The sequence below is a fragment of the Spongiivirga citrea genome, from assembly GCF_010671565.1.
Taxonomy (GTDB): domain Bacteria; phylum Bacteroidota; class Bacteroidia; order Flavobacteriales; family Flavobacteriaceae; genus Spongiivirga; species Spongiivirga citrea.
The window spans coordinates 155,247-172,243 of the sequence record NZ_JAABOQ010000006.1 but is presented as its reverse complement, the minus strand read 5'-3'; the positions used below and the strand labels follow the sequence as shown (position 1 = coordinate 172,243).

Below are 16,997 nucleotides of genomic sequence, written 5' to 3'. Positions count from 1 at the left end.
GAGCAATTTAGGGGTGGCTGTTCTAATATGAACAGCTAATACATCTCTTAGATTTGATTGTTTTTTACATATTTAGTCTATTTAAAATCCAGGAACTCGAATAATGGTAAACATGAATTCTGAATCATACCGAGCCCGAGCGGTTCCACCATTATCATTATCACCTATAATAACATCAAAACTAGTACCCAATTGATTATTGTATGAAATTCCTGGGTCGTCGTTGCCCGCTCCGCCGCGACCTGGTTGTGATAATTGTATTATATAGTTGGTACCAATATCTGGTGTCCAACTTACTGTATAATTTCCAAGACTATTTCTAACTGCAGTGGCATTGAAAATTGTACCACCACCAGCTGAAGCTACTTTTCCAGTAGCAAACACAGTAGGAACTTCGATTACATTTCCTGCGGTATCAACTGCAAGTCCAGCATCAGGTTGTTTTGCAGCTGTTACTTGAGTATCTGTATTATCTTCTCCGTATCCTGCTAACTGTATTTCTTGAGTTGCTTTAATTCTCATTCCTTCAGCACCTCCTGCTGTGAATCCAAGTTGGTCAGCTGCAGGTCTAAACATACCAGTATTAGAATCATCAGTAAATCTATAAGAAGGTAAATTTACGGTGCCATCAGAATTGTTTAAACCTCCAGTACGCGTGGAACCATTTACATTTAATTCATTGTTGATTCCTGTAACCAATCGAGGTCCCAAGAATAGACGGGTATTTGTTTCGTCATAAAAGAACTGAGCATTGTTTTCGGTAGGTGTTCCATCTGCGTCACTTGCAAAAAATACTGATCCAGCTGTTCCTGTGTGTTCTAGGTCTGTCTTGTCTTCCCATTGAGGGTTTCCAGTCCCGTCGGTCGTCAATACTTGATCGGCTCCTCCATCAACTATTTTAGAAAGTGTTACGTTGTTATCAAGAATCTTAGTTGTAGTAACATTTCCGTCTAGGACCTTAGCAGTAGTCACTGCATCATCAGCCAGTTCAGTAGTTCCAACTGCACCAGCAGCTATTTCTAGTGTAACATCAGTAAAAGTTGCATCTGTTCCACCAGTCACGGTAAGATCAGTAGAAGTGATATCCCCATCGCCGGTTAAAGAAGAAACATCGACTTCTAAAGCACCCGTTCCTACATTTTGAGTCAGTCCAGAACCAGCAACATCTGCATTTATCTTAGTGGCAGTAACCGAATCATCGGCTAGTTTAGCAGTGGTCACATTGGCATCTAATATTTTGGCAGTAGTAATTGCATCATCAGCAATCTTAGCTGTAGTAACATTTCCGTCTAGGATCTTAGCAGTAGTCACAGCATCATCAGCCAGTTCGGTTGTACCTACTGCACCAGCAGCTATTTCTAGCGTAACATCAGTAAAAGTTGCATCTGTTCCACCAGTCACGGTAAGATCAGTAGAAGTGATATCCCCATCACCGGTTAAAGAAGAAACATCGACTTCTAAAGCACCCGTTCCTACATTTTGAGTCAGTCCAGAGCCAGCAACATCTGCATTTATCTTGGTAGCCGTGACCGAATCATCAGCTAGTTTGGCTGTGGTTACATTTGCATCTAATATTTTAGCAGTAGTCACTGCATCATCAGCAAGTTCGGTTGTACTTACAGCACCTGCAGCTATTTCTAGCGTAACAACAGTAAAAGTTGCATCTGTTCCACCAGTTACAGTAAGATCAGTAGAAGTGATATCCCCATCGCCGGTTAAAGAAGAAACATCGACTTCTAAAGCACCCGTTCCTACATTTTGAGTCAGTCCAGAACCAGCAACATCTGCATTTATCTTAGTGGCAGTAACCGAATCATCGGCTAGTTTAGCAGTGGTCACATTGGCATCTAATATTTTGGCAGTAGTCACTGCATCATCAGCCAGTTCAGTAGTTCCAACTGCACCAGCAGCTATTTCTAGCGTAACATCAGTAAAAGTTGCATCTGTTCCACCAGTCACGGTAAGATCGGTAGAAGTGATATCCCCATCGCCGGTTAAAGAAGAAACATCGACTTCTAAAGCACCCGTTCCTACATTTTGAGTCAGTCCAGAGCCAGCAACATCTGCATTTATCTTGGTGGCAGTAACTGCATCATCAGCAATTTCATCTGTCTCTACAGCACCATTTGTAAGATCTAGAACTCCGGCAGGCGATATTGTTGCGTCACCACTAATTGCTCCCGCTATTGCCGCAAAGTCAACATCTAGAGCTCCGCTAGCATTTTGAGTTAAACCGGACCCCGCTACATCCCCATTAATTTTAACAGCAGTAACTGCATCGTCAGCCAGTTTAGCTGTTGTTATTCCGCCGTCAGAAACTTGAATATTTGAATTAGTAAGTGTAGCACCTGCTCCATTGGTAACCGTAATGCTAGCATCAGCAGCAGTAAGATCTAGGCCTGTAATATCTCCAACTCCTAAAGTCACATTTCCATCGGCAGTCGGGTTGATACCATTAACACTTCTAGTAATATTCGTAATATTGGTATCTAGACCATTTTCGTCTGTATAGGTCAAAGTTGAACCAGTTGCGGACAACACAGTGGTAGCTTCTTGAGCTGCAACTAAAGCAGTTAGGTCTACTATGTTTGCCGTTCCGTTTTCATCATTATATGTTAATGTTCCAGCAGTTGCATCAACTGTTAAAGAAGTATTTGTCTCAAAATTATTAATTACGGTTTCAAGGTCTACTGAGTTCAATACTCCATCCTCATCGGTATATTCTAATGTTTTTCCATCGGCATTTAACGAGAAAATAGTTAAGGTTTCCTGAGCTGCAATTAATGCGGCTAAGTCAACTGTATTTGTTACGCCATCTTCATCAACATAAAACAAGTTCCCGCCGGCAGCGTCGACCGCAACGGAGGTATTGGTTTCAAAATTATCAATAATCGTTTCTAAGTCAATCGTTGTCGTAAGTCCATCTTCTGCAGTGTATTCCAAAGTTTTGCCGTCGGCATTTAATGCAAAAACGGTTAAAGATTCTTGAGCGGCAACCAATGCTCCCAAATCGATTGTATTTGTGACTCCATTCTCATCCACATAAAATAAATTACCCGCCGCGGCATCTACAGCGACAGAGGTGTTGGTTTCGAAATTGTCAATTATTGTTTCAAGATTTACGGACGTTAAAGCACCATTTTCATCAGTATATTCCAAAGTTCTCCCATCGGCATTTAGAGCAAAAGTGGTTAATACATTGTTAGTATCAATTGCAACTGGTGCCCCTCCGTTGTTAAATGTAAATGTTCCATCACCGTTATCAATAAACCTCGCTTTTTCAATGATTACGGCAATATTATCTTCGTTGGTGTAGGTAAATGTACCATCGCTGTTATCTACTACGGTAGTTACGGTTTCGTTTGTGAGAGCTCCACATAAGCTAGTCCAAGCTGAATTGACATATTGGAAAATACAATCAAGGTCTATATTATACACCATTGCACCATTTAGGGGTGTTATTGCATTCATCTGGGCATCGGTTACCCTAGTTAATACAAATACCCTATCGGCACTTTCTAATTCTAATATTGATGCATTATCAATCTGATCTGGGTTATCACCTACCTTTACTTGTGAGTATAGTGAAGTGGCACAGGTAATTAACAAGAATACCAGTGTTAGTCTCTTCTTCATAATATGAAATTTATAGGGGGCTAGCCTAGATATAAATTTTTTTTAAACACTAAATGTAAGAATTTCATCTCTTAAACTTATAATTTTCAAAGTGTAATTGAAGTCTGTTCCTAATGAAACGAGCATTGTAGGATGATTTTATAAAAGCTATAATCTAAACGGAAACATGTTAAAATTGATGTAGAAGTGTAGAGCTAAGGCTATTTTATTAGTTGAAATTCAGTAAGAGACCACTTTCTAGCTCAAAAGGAGGCTTTTCTTTCTGAAAAATGCGAGCGGCATAAGGTCCTTTTAGGATGATATTTTCGTCTTCAACGTCGAGCCAACTACCTTCTCTTAAACCTATTACTGTAGTGTCATTTTGAGTGAGATATTCCTGTATTCTGGTTTCCCTAGTCTCGCCCATAAAAGTACTGTTCGGATCAGGATCTTGGTAATGTGGATTAATGTTAAAGGGAAGAATTCCAAGTGTTTCAAAACTAGGTGGGTAAACAATAGGCATGTCATTAGATGTTTGCATAGTAACACCACAAATATTGCTACCTGCACTTGTGCCAAGGTAAGGAGTGCCTTCTTCAATTTTCTCGCGCAAAACCGATAATAAATTCAGATCGTGTAAGGTCTTAACCAATAAAAAAGTATTCCCACCACCAACAAAAATGGCTTCTGCTTTCTGGATTGCTTCAGTAGGATTGTCAAAATCATGAATTCCGTCAACAGGTTTGCCAATACTTAAAAGTGCTACTCCCACGGCATTCGTGTAGTGTTTATGTGAAATACCATTTGGTCTTGCATACGGTATAAATAAGATTTTTTTAGCATTTTTAAAAAGTATGGAGAGCTCTTCTTTTAGGTATTCTAAAGTGTCCTGTCCGTGCAAGGTTGATGTACTTGCAACTATCATTTTTTTCATAGAATTCAGTTGGTGCAAATGCTAGATTTTGTCCAATTTAACAAAAGTTTATAGCAAACAACAAGTTAACTTTAAGCTTTCGTTGTTTTCTTTACATTATGCAAAAACTCTTATACCTACTCATTTTAATATTCTTCTCAACTGTAGCTGTAGCACAAGATGAAGATCGTGAATTACTTCGTGGTACTGTTTTGTACTTAAATTCAGTCGTTACCGGTGAAAACGTGATTAACGCCAATACTCGAAAAGCAACAATTACCAACAATGCAGGTCAGTTTGAGATGTTGGTAAAAAAAGGTGACACGTTGGTTTTTTCTGCGGTTAATTACAAGTTCAAATCAGTAGTGGTGACTCAAGATATTTTGGACAAAAGGCGAATGGTTGTGGAGGTTAAGGAAAAGGTAACTGAACTTGACGAAGTGGTTGTTACGCCAGAATCTAAAGAGCGCTTTTTGGAGCTTGAAAAAGAAAAATACAAAAAGTACGATTATGAACGTGATCAATATACACGTCTTCAAAATTATGCTACCAATAGTGGGACATTTTACAATGGAATAAACTTTGTAAATATTTTTAACGCATTGCGCGGGAAAAAGAAAAAAGACCAACGAAATAACGAGCCACTTAAAGTGAGTCAGTTTTTAAGAGAAATGTATGAAGACGAGTTTTTTGTAGTTGATTTGGGTATTCCTCAAGAGGACATTGGAAAATTTTTATTCTTTTGCGATGACAAGATCAAACCTGCAGATATAGCCGGGGAGAATCGAGAATTTAAGCTTTTAGAGTTTTTAGTAGATCAAAGCATCGCCTACAAGAAAATACCCAAAGAGTAGCGGCATTTCCTCGCTGTTTAACAAAAGTTTATTGCGATTTTAAGTTTTTGATAAGACTAAGTCGGTTTTCTTTACGCCAACTAAACAAACCGCCTGTATGCATAGAAAATTACTTTGCATCTTTTTAATTATACCTCTTTTTTCACTACTTCAAGCCCAAGATGTTTTTGAATTAACAGGAACCCTTGCTCATAGCAAATTATCCGTTGCTGATGTTCATGTTATCAATAAAACCTTTGATAAATATACCATTAGTGATGCAAGTGGTAAGTTTAATCTAATGGCTAGATTAGGAGACACCATTGTTTTTTCTGCGGTCCAGTTCAATCTAAAAAGTATTGTTTTAGAATCAAAAGAATCAATCAATATTACATTGGTTGAACGAGTTAATGAGCTTGATGAAGTTGTGCTGTACAACAAATTGTCTGGAGACCCTGCAATGGACATGAAAAATTCAGAAGTCAAAAAGCAAATAAATTTTTATGATATTGGCATTCCGGGTTATACAGGAAGGAAATTAACGCAGCCGGAAAGAAAACTATTTGAAGCAACTAGTGGAGGCGGAATTCTGCCTTTAAATCCTATTTTGAATGCCATTACTGGCCGGACAAAAATGCTAAAGGAGCGAGTTAAACTACAGAAAAAATTTGCCAGTATTGATGCAATGGAAGAGCGCTATCAACAACTTTTTATTGATGTATATAAATTACCGGAAGAAAAAGCCCATAATTTTTTTGATTTTTGCTCAGATGACACCAAATTTATGAGTATTGCAAATGGCCCAGTATCTTTGGATCAATTAGATTTCTTTATAAACAAGTATAAGGAATATGAAAAAATAGTAATGGTTACAGATGAATAGGATTGTCTTGCGCACATGTCTTTTGTTACTGCTTTTTTTTAGTAGTTTTCTTTCCGGTCAAATTACCACTAACGGGAAAATCGGAGGGAAGGTGCTAAATGATTCTATTACAGTCGAAGGTGTACATGTGATTAATAAAACATCTAAAAAAAATTCGATTACCGATGAAAAAGGTTTTTTCGAAATTTTTGCACAGTTAAATGATACTATCGTCTTTTCGGCGGTTCAGTTTAAGCTTAAAAATGTAATTATCGATCAGAAAATATTAGATGAAGGTTTTATTGAAGTTCCTATGGAAATTAGAGTACAAGAACTAGACGAGGTAACCTTGTATAATCCACTTTCAGGTGACCCAGCCTTCGATATCAAAAATTCCGGTGTTGAAAAGCAACTTAATTTCTATGATTTAGGAATTCCTGGCAGTCAAAAAGCCCCACCATCGCAGTCAGAAAGGCGATTGCAGGAAGCCTCTTTTGGAAAATTTCAGTGGGGTATGCTGACTACTATTCCATTAAATCCCATTTTAAATGCCATTTCTGGAAGAACTAAAATGTTAAAAAAGCGCGTTAAGCTAGAAAGCGAGGAAGCTTTTTTAGAACAGATAAAAGAGCAGTTTGAGCCTGTGCTTATCGATGTGTATGGTTTGAAAAAGGAAGAATCCTATCGCTTTTTCTACTATTGTACGTTAGATGAACAGTATCAAGTGAAATGCCGAAATGCTAATCCCGTTGTGCAAATGGAATTTTTAATCGATCAATTAACAGTTTTTCAAAAAATAGAGAAAGAGTAACTGATTTGGAATAGTTTTTGAATTTACTTCTTTTGAATTGAATACTTTTGCCTCATGAAATTGAGATCACTCAAACTTTTATTAATACCCATATCAATATTGGTGATGGGCTTTGCTCCTAAAACTGATTTACATAAATATTATGTCAGTACAACCGATATTGCCCAGTCTAAAACAGGACACAATCTTCAAATCACTATTCGCTTGTTTATTGATGATTTTGAAGACGTACTTCAAGAACGATATGATCAAAGTATTATATTAAATGAGGATAATAATCCAGCACTTATTGAAAATAGTATTGGAAAGTATCTTTCAAAAAAATTAAACATCAAATTAAACGGAAAAGACGCTACCTTAAATTATTTGGGTAAAGAGTACGATAATGACATTGTGAAATGTTATGTCGAAATCGAAAACACTAACGAAATAAAGAGCGTTTCGGTAACTAATAAACTGCTATTCGATCTTTTTGAAGAGCAGCAAAATATTGTACATCTACGTCTAAAAGGGAAACGCAAAAGTTTTGTGTTGATCAAAGAAAATGATAAAGGAATGTTAAATTTCTAGTCAGCTTTTATCAATCGTTACGTTATCGTTAATTTCCCGCTTCAAAATTCACATCAATAATGAAGAAGTTACAATACATTTTATGTAGTGCTTTGTTCCTGACTGTAGGTATGATAAATGCCCAGCAAGAAGAAAAGCAAGAAAGAGAACCTGGTCATATCAATGACAATGCGTTCCGACAATTATACCAGGAAATGGCGACACCTAATATGTATCGCACTGCCGCAGGTGCGCCTGGTTCAGCTTACTATCAACAACAAGCTGATTATAAAATGGACATTACGCTGGATGATGCTAACACAAAATTGTCAGGCTATGAGACCATTACCTATTACAACAACTCTCCAGATGATCTAGAATATCTTTGGGTACAATTAGATCAAAACGTTCGCAAAAAAGATGCACCGGGATTACAAAAAAATGGGAATGGTTTTGCTTTTGCAACCCAGCCAGGAGGATTTGTAAACAACTATATGAAAGATCCGTTTGACGGTGGTTTCAATATTGAGGCTGTTACTGATGCCAACGGGCGAGCATTAAGCCACACCATTAACCAAACGATGATGCGTATTAATATTCCGAAGCCGTTAAAAGCGGGTGAAAAAATATCATTCAACATCAAATGGTGGTACAATATTAATAATCACGTTGAAGGTCGTGGGCGTTCAGGTTACGAGTACTTCGCAAAAGACGATAATCGTGCTTATGTGATCGCACAGTTCTTTCCTAGAATGTGTGTGTATAATGACGTAGAAGGATGGCAAAACTATCAGTTCTGGGGTAATGGAGAATTCGCATTGCCATTTGGTGACTACGAAGTAAACATCACGGTGCCTTCTGATCATATTTTAGATGGTACAGGTGTTCTTACTAATAGAAAAGAGGTATATAGCAAAGAAATGATGAAGCGATATGAAAAGGCTAAAAAGTCTTATGACAAGCCAGTAATTATCGTTTCTCAAGAAGATGCTGAAAAGGCTGAGAAAACAAAATCAACTAAAACAAAAACCTGGAAATTAAAAGCAGAGAATGTTCGTGATTTCGGATTTGCAACTTCAAGACGATGGATTTTAGATATGCAAGCAGTTAAGATTGGTGCAAAAGATGTAATGGCTGTAAGTATGTATCCTAAAGAAGGAAACCCACTTTGGGAAGAGTATTCTACGAAAGCGGTGGTTTCTACTCTGCAATCTTACTCTGAGCATACTTTTGATTATCCATATCACAAGGCGATTTCGGTTCATGCTAAAAACCAAGGGATGGAATATCCCATGATTTGCTGGAATTATGGTCGTCCAAATGAAAAAGGAGAATATAGTGATCGTACTAAATTCGGAATGATCTCCGTAATTATTCATGAAGTAGGTCATAACTTCTTCCCTATGATCGTTAATAGTGACGAGCGCCAGTGGGGATGGATGGATGAAGGTCTTGACACCTTTATGCAGTATATCGCTGAGCAGGAGTTTGGTGAGAAATTTCCAGAAGCAATAAAAGGTAATGATAAGTATCCATCTCGTAGAGGGGAACCTTCTAAGATTGTAAACTATATGAAAGGTGATCAACAGTATATTTCGCCAATAATGTCAAATCCTGAAAACGTTTATCAATTAGGAAACAATGCATATGGTAAACCAGCTACAGCTCTTAATATTCTAAGAGAAACAGTAATGGGTAAGGAGCTTTTTGATCACGCATTTAAGACCTATGCACAACGTTGGATGTTCAAACACCCAACACCTGAAGATTTCTTCCGTACAATGGAAGATGCATCAGCCGTTGATCTTGATTGGTACTGGAGAGGATGGTTCTATAGCACTGACTATGTTGATATAGGCGTTAAAGATGTGAAAAAGTATTATGTTACGTCTAAACCTAACAAGGAAGCAAAAGAGTATGTAGCTGCAAGAGGTAGAACTATAGCCGACCTTCCTCCATTAGTATATCTTGTTGAAGAAGGAAGCGAAGACTATAATGAAAGCATGAAAGGTTCTAATCCGTTAGAAAGCGCTAGTACTTTGAAGGAGTATGTAATGGATAATTTTAGTGCTGAAGAGCGTAAAAATCTGAAGACACCTAAATTTTTCTATGAAATCACTTTTGATAAGCCAGGAGGAATTCCAATGCCATTGATTGTAGAGTATACTTACAAAGATGGTTCAAAGGAAACAATTACCTATCCTGTACAAGCATGGAGAAAAAACGACGCTGAAATAAGCAAAGTACTTGCAACAGATAAAGAAGTTGTAGGTATTGTTGTAGATCCTGAATTACGTACAGCGGATATCGATATGTCCAACAACTCATGGCCTAAAAAGGAAACAGAGTCTGATTTTGACAAATTCAAGAACAAAGTAAAAGGGGAGTAGTTCCTTTCTGAAACAGTATTAGAAAAGCCGATGGAAACATCGGCTTTTCTGTTTTTATAGTCGCTTCTTCTCGATTAGGTCTAATTCTATTATAAAATTTTAATAATAGCACTTGATTCATTCAAACGGTTTGAGCCATACTCATTATATTTGTAATACCTAATAAAGTATAAAGTGCGTCTTAAGATGCTCAGTTGCTTTTACTTCTTACGAAGCAGTAAAATTCTTGCATAGTTTTAGCTACGGAAGTTTTTTACAATGAAGTAAGAAGGGAAATGAACAAGCAGATTTGAGGTATTTTATGGTTTATTAGGTATAAACTTAAAACTCACAAGATGTTTTTAATGATCAGCGGTGGCGAAATTGTATTCATACTATTTATAGTGGTGATGGTTTTTGGTGCTGATAAATTACCTGAGATCGCAAGAGGTCTAGGTAAAGGTATGCGCACACTTAAAGACGCGACAAACGACATTAAAAGTGAGATTCAAAAAAGTGCCGAAAAAAGCGGTATTGATACCGACGTTACAAAAGGTATTTCCAACGAAATTAAAAAGGTAAAAGAAGATATCGAAGACATTACTGGTCCGGTTAAACGTAAGTTCTAATGCTTGATAGCTTACTCTCGTTAGACAGAGAACTGCTTATCTACCTAAACAGTTTGGGTAGCCAAACCTATGATTCATTTTGGATTTTTATCACTCAACAACGGAATTGGACTCCTTTCTTTCTGTTGATTTTTGCTGCTTTATTTTTCAAGTTAGACCGCAAGGTTTTTGTCAAATTAATGCTAACTGTTGTTATCGTGCTGCTATTAGTACTTGCCATTACAGAAAGCACCAAAGAATTAGTACAGCGGTTGAGACCAAGTCAGGAACCTTCTTTACAAAATGTACTTCGTATTTTAAGCAGACCTACAAACTATAGTTTTTTCTCAGGTCATGCTTCGACCTCATTTTCTATTGCGGTTTTACTTTGGTTAAGTTTGCGCAGAAAACTAAAATGGATTGGAATTTTCTTTATTTGGCCAGTACTTTTTACGGCAAGTAGAATTTATTTAGGGGTTCATTATCCCACTGATATTTTAGTAGGGATTTTTGTTGGTGGCCTAACGGGTTATTTAACGCACCGTTTTATAAAAGATAGGTTAGAGTTTGCGAATAATTAGAAAAGGGATCTCGCTATAGCTTTTATATTTCAAGTCAAATAACTCGACTTAATGTCAGTCCATCTCGAATAGAAAGCAACACCGTTTCAAGGCGATTATCTTCTTTTAGGAGCTTGTTATATTCTAATAACACTTTAGTCGATTCGTCGTCCTCTTTCAAATCCTCAATCACTTTACCACTCCACAGTACATTATCAGATAGAATAATACCGCCTTTATTCACCTTGTCTATAACTAAATTAAAATAGTTACAGTAGTTGGGTTTATCAGCGTCAATAAAAACAAGATCAAATTTTATATCTAGGCTAGGAATAACATCGATTGCACTGCCTAAATGCTGTTTTATTTGATGGCCAAACTCTGATTTGTCAAAATATTTGCGTTGAAAATCAACCAATTCTTCATTAATGTCTATCGTATGCAGCTCGCCATCTTGTTGCATCCCCTCTGCTAAGCATAAGGTTGCATAACCAGTGTATGTGCCAATTTCTAGAATAGTTTTCGGCTTCACCAATTTCGAGATCATACTTAGCACTCGGCCTTGATATGCACCACTAAGCATACGTGGCTGCAGTACTTTTTGGTAGGTTTCCCTAGTTAATTGCTGTAGCAGAAGCGGTTCGTTTGCGCTGTGATCAACAATATATTGGTCTAGTTTTTCAGGTAAAAAATTCAATGTAATTCGTTTTCAGTCCAAAATTACCAAATAAACAGACAAGGATTAAAAAAACACCCTGACTTAGTCGGATTTTTGCACCATACAAAATCCAGCCAGGGTGTTCACACCAATTCAATGAAACCCACCTCGTGCAAGCGCAGCGCAGCAAGAAGTGACGGTTAAGCGGAATCCTGATCGTATTATCGGGATCACTTCCTCCTCGTTTCAGTTTTCATTCTAATTTGTTTTATTCAAACCTCCTCTCAGGTTAGGCGTAATTATAATGCCACTACTACTTCCTTTTTATAGGCGTCATCATGCACATTTGCCACAGCTCGTCCACTTGGATCGTTCATGTTTTTAAATGCTTCATCCCATTCTAGGGCGATTTTTGTGCTACATGCTACCGAAGGTTCTTGGGGAACGCTTAAAGCCGCCACATCACTAGGGAAATGCTCAGCAAAAATCGAACGATAGTAATATTCTTCTTTTGACGTTGGTGTCTGGATAGGGAAGCGGAATGCGGCATTTTGAAGCTGCTCATCACTTACTTTTTCATCAACTAGTTCTTTTAAAGTATCAATCCAACTATAACCAACACCGTCAGAAAACTGTTCTTTTTGTCTCCAAGCTACGCTAGCAGGTAAATATGATTCAAATGCTTTACGGATAACCCATTTTTCCATACGCTCACCATTAATCATCTTGTCTTGAGGGTTGATACGCATGGCAACATCCATAAACTCTTTATCTAAAAACGGCACACGACCTTCAATTCCCCAAGCTGCTAATGATTTGTTAGCTCTAAGGCAATCGTACATATGTAGTTTACTTAATTTACGTACGGTTTCTTCATGAAATTCTTGTGCATTAGGCGCTTTATGGAAGTATAAATACCCACCAAACAACTCATCGGCACCCTCGCCTGACAATACCATTTTCACACCCATTGATTTAATAACACGTGCCATTAAATACATAGGGGTAGAAGCACGAATCGTCGTAATATCATAAGTTTCAAGGTTGTAGATTACATCTCTAATGGCATCCAAACCTTCTTGAATAGTAAATTTAATTTCGTGGTGAACAGTCCCGATATGATCGGCAACTTTTTGTGCTGCAGCGAGATCCGGTGAACCTTCTAACCCAACTGAGAATGAATGTAATTGTGGCCACCAAGCTGCTTTCGTATCACCAGATTCTACTCGTTTATCTGCATATTTTTTTGCGATAGCTGAGGTCACTGACGAATCTAATCCACCCGATAATAAAACCCCGTAAGGCACATCAGACATTAGTTGTCTATGCACGGCTGCTTCCAGCGCATCTCGTACTTCTTCGATAACCGTTTCATTTTCTTTTACAGCTTCATAATCTGTCCAGTCGCGCTTGTACCATTGTACCAATTCGCCATCAGTACTCGACAAGAAATGTCCTGGAGGGAATAATTCAATTTTAGAACATGTCCCTTCTAATGCTTTTAATTCGGATGCGATATAGAATGTACCGAACTGATCCCATCCCATATATAAGGGAATAATCCCCATATGATCTCGTGCAATCAAATAACTGTCGTTTTCTGCATCATATAATGCAAATGCGAAAATCCCATTTAGATCATCTAAAAATGCTGTTCCTTTTTCTTTGTATAGGGCAAGAATGATCTCACAGTCCGACGCTGTTTGGAATTCATAATCAGCCGTTAGTTCCTTCTTTAGGTCTTGATGATTATAAATTTCACCATTGGCAGCTAGCACCAATTTTTTATCAGCGCTAAATAATGGCTGTTTTCCCGATGCGGGATCAACAATTGCCAAACGTTCGTGAGCCAAAATGGCATTATCATGATTGTAGATACCGCTCCAGTCTGGACCACGGTGTCTTATTTTTTTAGACATATTCAATAGCTGAGGTCTTAATAGCTCGCTATCTTGTTTTAGATCGAATGCACATACAATTCCACACATAATTCTATTCTTATTTCAAATTCTGATACAAATAATGCTTTAAACTTTCATTTTAAAAACAGTAATTACTTTATTGATTAAGAAGTGTAATTTTTAAAGTGCATTTTGATGTTTTTTGATATTGAAAATATGATAATTTGGGTTTGAAGTATAAATGTGTAAGTAGCTGCTAAATTTAACATCTAGGCGTTAAATTTTAACATGACCTATGAATTATGATTGGTAGCTTTAACTTTTAAAATAAATTCTTCAAAAGAACATGAAAAACAAACTATTTACGGGTGCTTGTATGGTATTATTAGCCCTGTTTACTTCGATTAATGTAAATGCGCAAGATTTCCCTGGTATAGATAAAAGCCCGATGGATGCTGCTTCTTTTCCATCTAGCTACCGAGTGTCTGACAAAGCTGTAAAAGTTACTTATAGCCGCCCTCAGCTTAAAGGAAGATCTATGGCGACGCTAGCTCCTGCTGGAAAAGTATGGAGAACTGGTGCGAACGAATCTCCTGAGATTACTTTTTATAAAGATGCAACTTTTGGTGGTAAGGCTGTAAAAGCTGGTACGTATTCATTATTCACTATTCCTGGTGAAAGTGAGTGGACTGTAATATTGAATAGCAATTTAAACCAATGGGGAGCTTATTCTTATGACGAATCTAAGGACGTGGCTAGAGCAACAGCTAAAGTTGGAAAAGTTAAAGGGAAGGCTGTTGAAGCATTTGCGATGACTTTTACTGAAGCTGATGGTGGTGCTCACCTAAACATGGCTTGGGGTGACGTAATGGTAGCTGTACCAGTAAAAATGTAAAATATATCAAACAGTATATAAACGTAACATTTATTGTTAGTTGTTAGAAAAAGGCTAGTTTCTTACTTAGAAACTGGTCTTTTTCAGTTAAATACTTTGATACAATTCCCAAGTTAATTAGTCGAATCTAGTTTTTCATGATATTCATAGACACTCTTTAATATCTCGCTAGGCTTTTTGGCAATTATATTAAGAGCAACATCATCGTAAACTAGCATTTCTTCAGCCAACAATTCAATTTTATTTAGCCTTTTAATCTTTGCAGATTTTCTTTTTAAATCATCTATTCCTTTTGCTAAAATATTGATTTGTTTGACTTTGCTTACATAGTCAATTCCTATTTTATTTGAACACGAACTGCAATATTTCTTATCGCCAAAATCTTGAGTTGAAAACTGAAAATCTTCTTTACAAAAAAGACATACTTCGTTTTTTAAGCTTTTGATATATTTAAGATGTTTGCTTTCTTCTTCAATTTCCTCATCTCCAATTTTTAACCCAAAAGATCCTCCAATTACAATACCAACTCCTCTAAAAATAAAAGCTTGAATTGTAGCAATCTCAAACCTTTCTGATTTCTTGGTGTAAAACGAGTTATATAAGAATCCGAAAACCATGCCAACCAAAAGACCAACGAAAGCTCCTAGGAAAAAGTACTTGATCTTCTTAGTCATGCTAAAATTCTTAAAAAACCCTGTTAGTTTACTTTCTTACCATCCAAATAAGTTGCCTCAACCTTAATAGTCGGTATCTCTGCACTATCAACTTCCATAATATTCTTATCTAAAATCACAAAATCAGCGAGTTTACCAACTTCAATACTCCCTTTTTCATCTTCTTCAAAGTTAGAATGTGCTGCCCAAATGGTCATGCCTTTTAAGGTTTCTTCTCTACTCAAAGCGTTTTCCATTTGAAATCCGCCTTCAGGGTAATTGTCAAGATCTTGACGGGCTACTGCCGCATAAAATGTCAAAAAAGGACTCACACGCTCCACCGGAAAATCAGTTCCCAGCACAACGGTTCCTGATTTATCTAATAACTGTTTAAATGCATAAGCACCTTTAACGCGCTCTGCTCCTAAACGATCACCTGCCCAATACATATCACTAGTGGCATGTGTTGGCTGAACAGACGGTATGATATTACCATCACTAAAATAATCGAAGTCATTACCTGTTATTACCTGAGCATGTTCAACCTTCCAGCGTTTGTCTTTTTTGCCCTCCAAGGCATTTTTATAAGCGCGTAATACTACAATATTGGCGGAGTCACCAATCGCGTGGGTATTCATCTGGTAGCCTGCAGCGGCAATTCTGGTTGCCAAAGCTTCCATTTCTGCCGCAGGAGTGATCATAGCACCAAAATGTCCATCCTGATCGCTGTAGGCTTCTTTTAAAGTTGCTCCTCGGGAACCCAAAGCACCATCGCCATATACTTTAACCGATCGCACATTAAGCTTATCAGTCTTAATTTTTCCCTTAATTAAAAAGTGATCCAAATTTTCAGGATAGTTACTGATCATTCCATACACACGCATATTAAGATCTCCGCTTTTTTGAAGACTATCAATCAAATAAACAATCTCTTTGCTTAAGCCGGCATCATTTACTGTCGTTAGACCTAAATCAAAACAGATCTTTTCCGCATCTTTTAATGCTTGAATTTGTGTGGCTTTATTGGGTTTCGGTATAACGGCCTCCACCAATTGCATTGGTCTATCAATTAAAATGCCTGTTAGTTTTCCATTTTTTAGAATAACACTACCACCTGCTACTTTTGTTTCTGGAGTAATACCAGCCATATCCAATGCTTTCTGATTTACTAAAAAAGCATGACCATCAATACGTTCAATAGCTAATGGAGTATCAGGAAATAATATGTCTAATGTGTCTTTCGTTGGAAATTCCTTAACATCCCAATCATTTTGATCCCAACCACGACCTTGAATAAAAGCTCTTGGTTTTTCTTTTTGAAAGTCAACAATGCGCGCTATAACTTCCTCAAAACTTTTAGTGCCGACAAGGTCAACTACCTGCTGATTCATCCCTAAACCATAAAAGTGGCAATGCCCGTCTATAAGACCTGGTGTAATTGTTTTTCTATTGGCATCGAGAACATTTGTGGATTCATAGGCATTGGCTATTTCTTCAGAAGTGCCTACAGCAACGAACTTACCGTCTTTAATTGCAAAAGCCTCGGCATTTTCAAAATTACTGTTAACCGTATATACCTTGGCATTCGTTATAATAAGATCTACTGGTTCTTTTTTCGCACAAGAAACGACGAATAGAAAACAAGGAATTAAGAGAGCTAATTTTTTCATCTGGTTGGATTATCTTTAGTTCTATAAAAATAATCCAATAAAAAGAAACCTTTAAGTATCATGCGATATTTAAAGGTTTCTTACTAAAAAAAAAGCCCAT

14 protein-coding genes are annotated in these 16,997 nt (G+C 37.2%); 8 read left to right on the top strand and 6 right to left on the bottom strand.

Translation table 11 applies throughout. The features are described from left to right. Positions 1-81 precede the first annotated feature (81 nt). Together GWK10_RS15430 and pepE are read right to left on the bottom strand one after the other, a co-directional pair. Positions 82-3,636 carry a beta strand repeat-containing protein gene (locus tag GWK10_RS15430; protein ID WP_164033290.1) on the bottom strand — a complete coding sequence of 1,185 codons (3,555 nt, stop codon included), beginning with the start codon at positions 3,634-3,636 and terminating at the stop codon, positions 82-84. A 208-nt stretch (positions 3,637-3,844) separates the two neighbouring features. After that, entirely contained in the window at positions 3,845-4,549 is a 705-nt protein-coding gene (gene pepE / locus GWK10_RS15425; protein WP_164033289.1) for a dipeptidase PepE, read from the bottom strand. A 98-nt stretch (positions 4,550-4,647) separates the two neighbouring features. On the opposite strand from pepE, the gene GWK10_RS15420 reads away from it, so the two are divergent. The 7 genes from GWK10_RS15420 to GWK10_RS15390 all read left to right on the top strand — a co-directional run bounded on the left by GWK10_RS15420 (position 4,648) and on the right by GWK10_RS15390 (position 11,141). Then, a complete protein-coding gene (locus tag GWK10_RS15420; RefSeq protein ID WP_164033288.1) occupies positions 4,648-5,382 on the top strand; it encodes a carboxypeptidase-like regulatory domain-containing protein in 735 nt (244 codons plus the stop codon). A gap of 97 nt (positions 5,383-5,479) precedes the next feature. Next, positions 5,480-6,244: a peptidase associated/transthyretin-like domain-containing protein gene (locus tag GWK10_RS15415; protein ID WP_164033287.1), complete on the top strand. Its 765-nt coding sequence runs from the start codon at positions 5,480-5,482 to the stop codon at positions 6,242-6,244. Continuing rightward, positions 6,237-7,034, top strand: coding sequence for a hypothetical protein (locus GWK10_RS15410; RefSeq protein WP_164033286.1), 798 nt, complete (start codon positions 6,237-6,239; stop codon positions 7,032-7,034). Before GWK10_RS15415 ends, GWK10_RS15410 begins: the two co-directional genes overlap by 8 nt. Positions 7,035-7,088: 54 nt before the next feature. Continuing rightward, the gene (locus GWK10_RS15405) at positions 7,089-7,604 is read left to right on the top strand and encodes a DUF6702 family protein (RefSeq protein ID WP_239540776.1); all 516 of its coding nucleotides are present in this window, start codon (positions 7,089-7,091) and stop codon (positions 7,602-7,604) included. A 59-nt stretch (positions 7,605-7,663) separates the two neighbouring features. Beyond that, positions 7,664-9,973 carry a M1 family metallopeptidase gene (locus tag GWK10_RS15400; RefSeq protein WP_164033285.1) on the top strand — a complete coding sequence of 770 codons (2,310 nt, stop codon included), beginning with the start codon at positions 7,664-7,666 and terminating at the stop codon, positions 9,971-9,973. A 335-nt stretch (positions 9,974-10,308) separates the two neighbouring features. Beyond that, the gene (locus GWK10_RS15395; RefSeq protein WP_164033284.1) at positions 10,309-10,581 is read left to right on the top strand and encodes a Sec-independent protein translocase subunit TatA/TatB; all 273 of its coding nucleotides are present in this window, start codon (positions 10,309-10,311) and stop codon (positions 10,579-10,581) included. Continuing rightward, positions 10,581-11,141 (top strand): phosphatase PAP2 family protein, encoded by a 561-nt coding sequence (locus GWK10_RS15390; RefSeq protein ID WP_164033283.1) that lies wholly within the window; start codon positions 10,581-10,583, stop codon positions 11,139-11,141. The genes GWK10_RS15395 and GWK10_RS15390 overlap by 1 nt, the downstream gene beginning before the upstream one ends. Positions 11,142-11,175: 34 nt before the next feature. Here GWK10_RS15390 and GWK10_RS15385 read toward each other — a convergent pair whose 3' ends face one another. Further along, positions 11,176-11,817, bottom strand: coding sequence for an O-methyltransferase (locus tag GWK10_RS15385; protein WP_164033282.1), 642 nt, complete (start codon positions 11,815-11,817; stop codon positions 11,176-11,178). 260 nt (positions 11,818-12,077) lie between these two features. Further along, on the bottom strand, positions 12,078-13,766 hold the full coding sequence (gene asnB, locus GWK10_RS15380) for an asparagine synthase B (protein WP_164033281.1): 1,689 nt from the start codon (positions 13,764-13,766) through the stop codon (positions 12,078-12,080). A 259-nt stretch (positions 13,767-14,025) separates the two neighbouring features. Here asnB and GWK10_RS15375 point away from each other — a divergent pair, with 259 nt between their 5' ends. Beyond that, positions 14,026-14,574 (top strand): DUF2911 domain-containing protein, encoded by a 549-nt coding sequence (locus GWK10_RS15375; protein ID WP_164033280.1) that lies wholly within the window; start codon positions 14,026-14,028, stop codon positions 14,572-14,574. Positions 14,575-14,687: 113 nt separating this feature from the next. Here the strand turns inward: GWK10_RS15375 and GWK10_RS15370 are convergent, their stop codons facing one another. After that, positions 14,688-15,248: a hypothetical protein gene (locus GWK10_RS15370; protein ID WP_164033279.1), complete on the bottom strand. Its 561-nt coding sequence runs from the start codon at positions 15,246-15,248 to the stop codon at positions 14,688-14,690. A 23-nt stretch (positions 15,249-15,271) separates the two neighbouring features. Next, complete coding sequence (locus tag GWK10_RS15365; protein ID WP_164033278.1) at positions 15,272-16,897, bottom strand: amidohydrolase; 1,626 nt, start codon at positions 16,895-16,897, stop codon at positions 15,272-15,274. Between the last annotated feature and the right edge of the window lie 100 nt (positions 16,898-16,997).

Coding starts and splice junctions, on each gene's coding strand:
- GWK10_RS15430 (WP_164033290.1), bottom strand. CDS start 3,636: ATGAAGAAGAGACTAACACTGGTATTCTTGTTAATTACCTGTGCCACT.
- pepE (WP_164033289.1), bottom strand. CDS start 4,549: ATGAAAAAAATGATAGTTGCAAGTACATCAACCTTGCACGGACAGGAC.
- GWK10_RS15420 (WP_164033288.1), top strand. CDS start 4,648: ATGCAAAAACTCTTATACCTACTCATTTTAATATTCTTCTCAACTGTA.
- GWK10_RS15415 (WP_164033287.1), top strand. CDS start 5,480: ATGCATAGAAAATTACTTTGCATCTTTTTAATTATACCTCTTTTTTCA.
- GWK10_RS15410 (WP_164033286.1), top strand. CDS start 6,237: ATGAATAGGATTGTCTTGCGCACATGTCTTTTGTTACTGCTTTTTTTT.
- GWK10_RS15405 (WP_239540776.1), top strand. CDS start 7,089: ATGAAATTGAGATCACTCAAACTTTTATTAATACCCATATCAATATTG.
- GWK10_RS15400 (WP_164033285.1), top strand. CDS start 7,664: ATGAAGAAGTTACAATACATTTTATGTAGTGCTTTGTTCCTGACTGTA.
- GWK10_RS15395 (WP_164033284.1), top strand. CDS start 10,309: ATGTTTTTAATGATCAGCGGTGGCGAAATTGTATTCATACTATTTATA.
- GWK10_RS15390 (WP_164033283.1), top strand. CDS start 10,581: ATGCTTGATAGCTTACTCTCGTTAGACAGAGAACTGCTTATCTACCTA.
- asnB (WP_164033281.1), bottom strand. CDS start 13,766: ATGTGTGGAATTGTATGTGCATTCGATCTAAAACAAGATAGCGAGCTA.
- GWK10_RS15375 (WP_164033280.1), top strand. CDS start 14,026: ATGAAAAACAAACTATTTACGGGTGCTTGTATGGTATTATTAGCCCTG.
- GWK10_RS15370 (WP_164033279.1), bottom strand. CDS start 15,248: ATGACTAAGAAGATCAAGTACTTTTTCCTAGGAGCTTTCGTTGGTCTT.
- GWK10_RS15365 (WP_164033278.1), bottom strand. CDS start 16,897: ATGAAAAAATTAGCTCTCTTAATTCCTTGTTTTCTATTCGTCGTTTCT.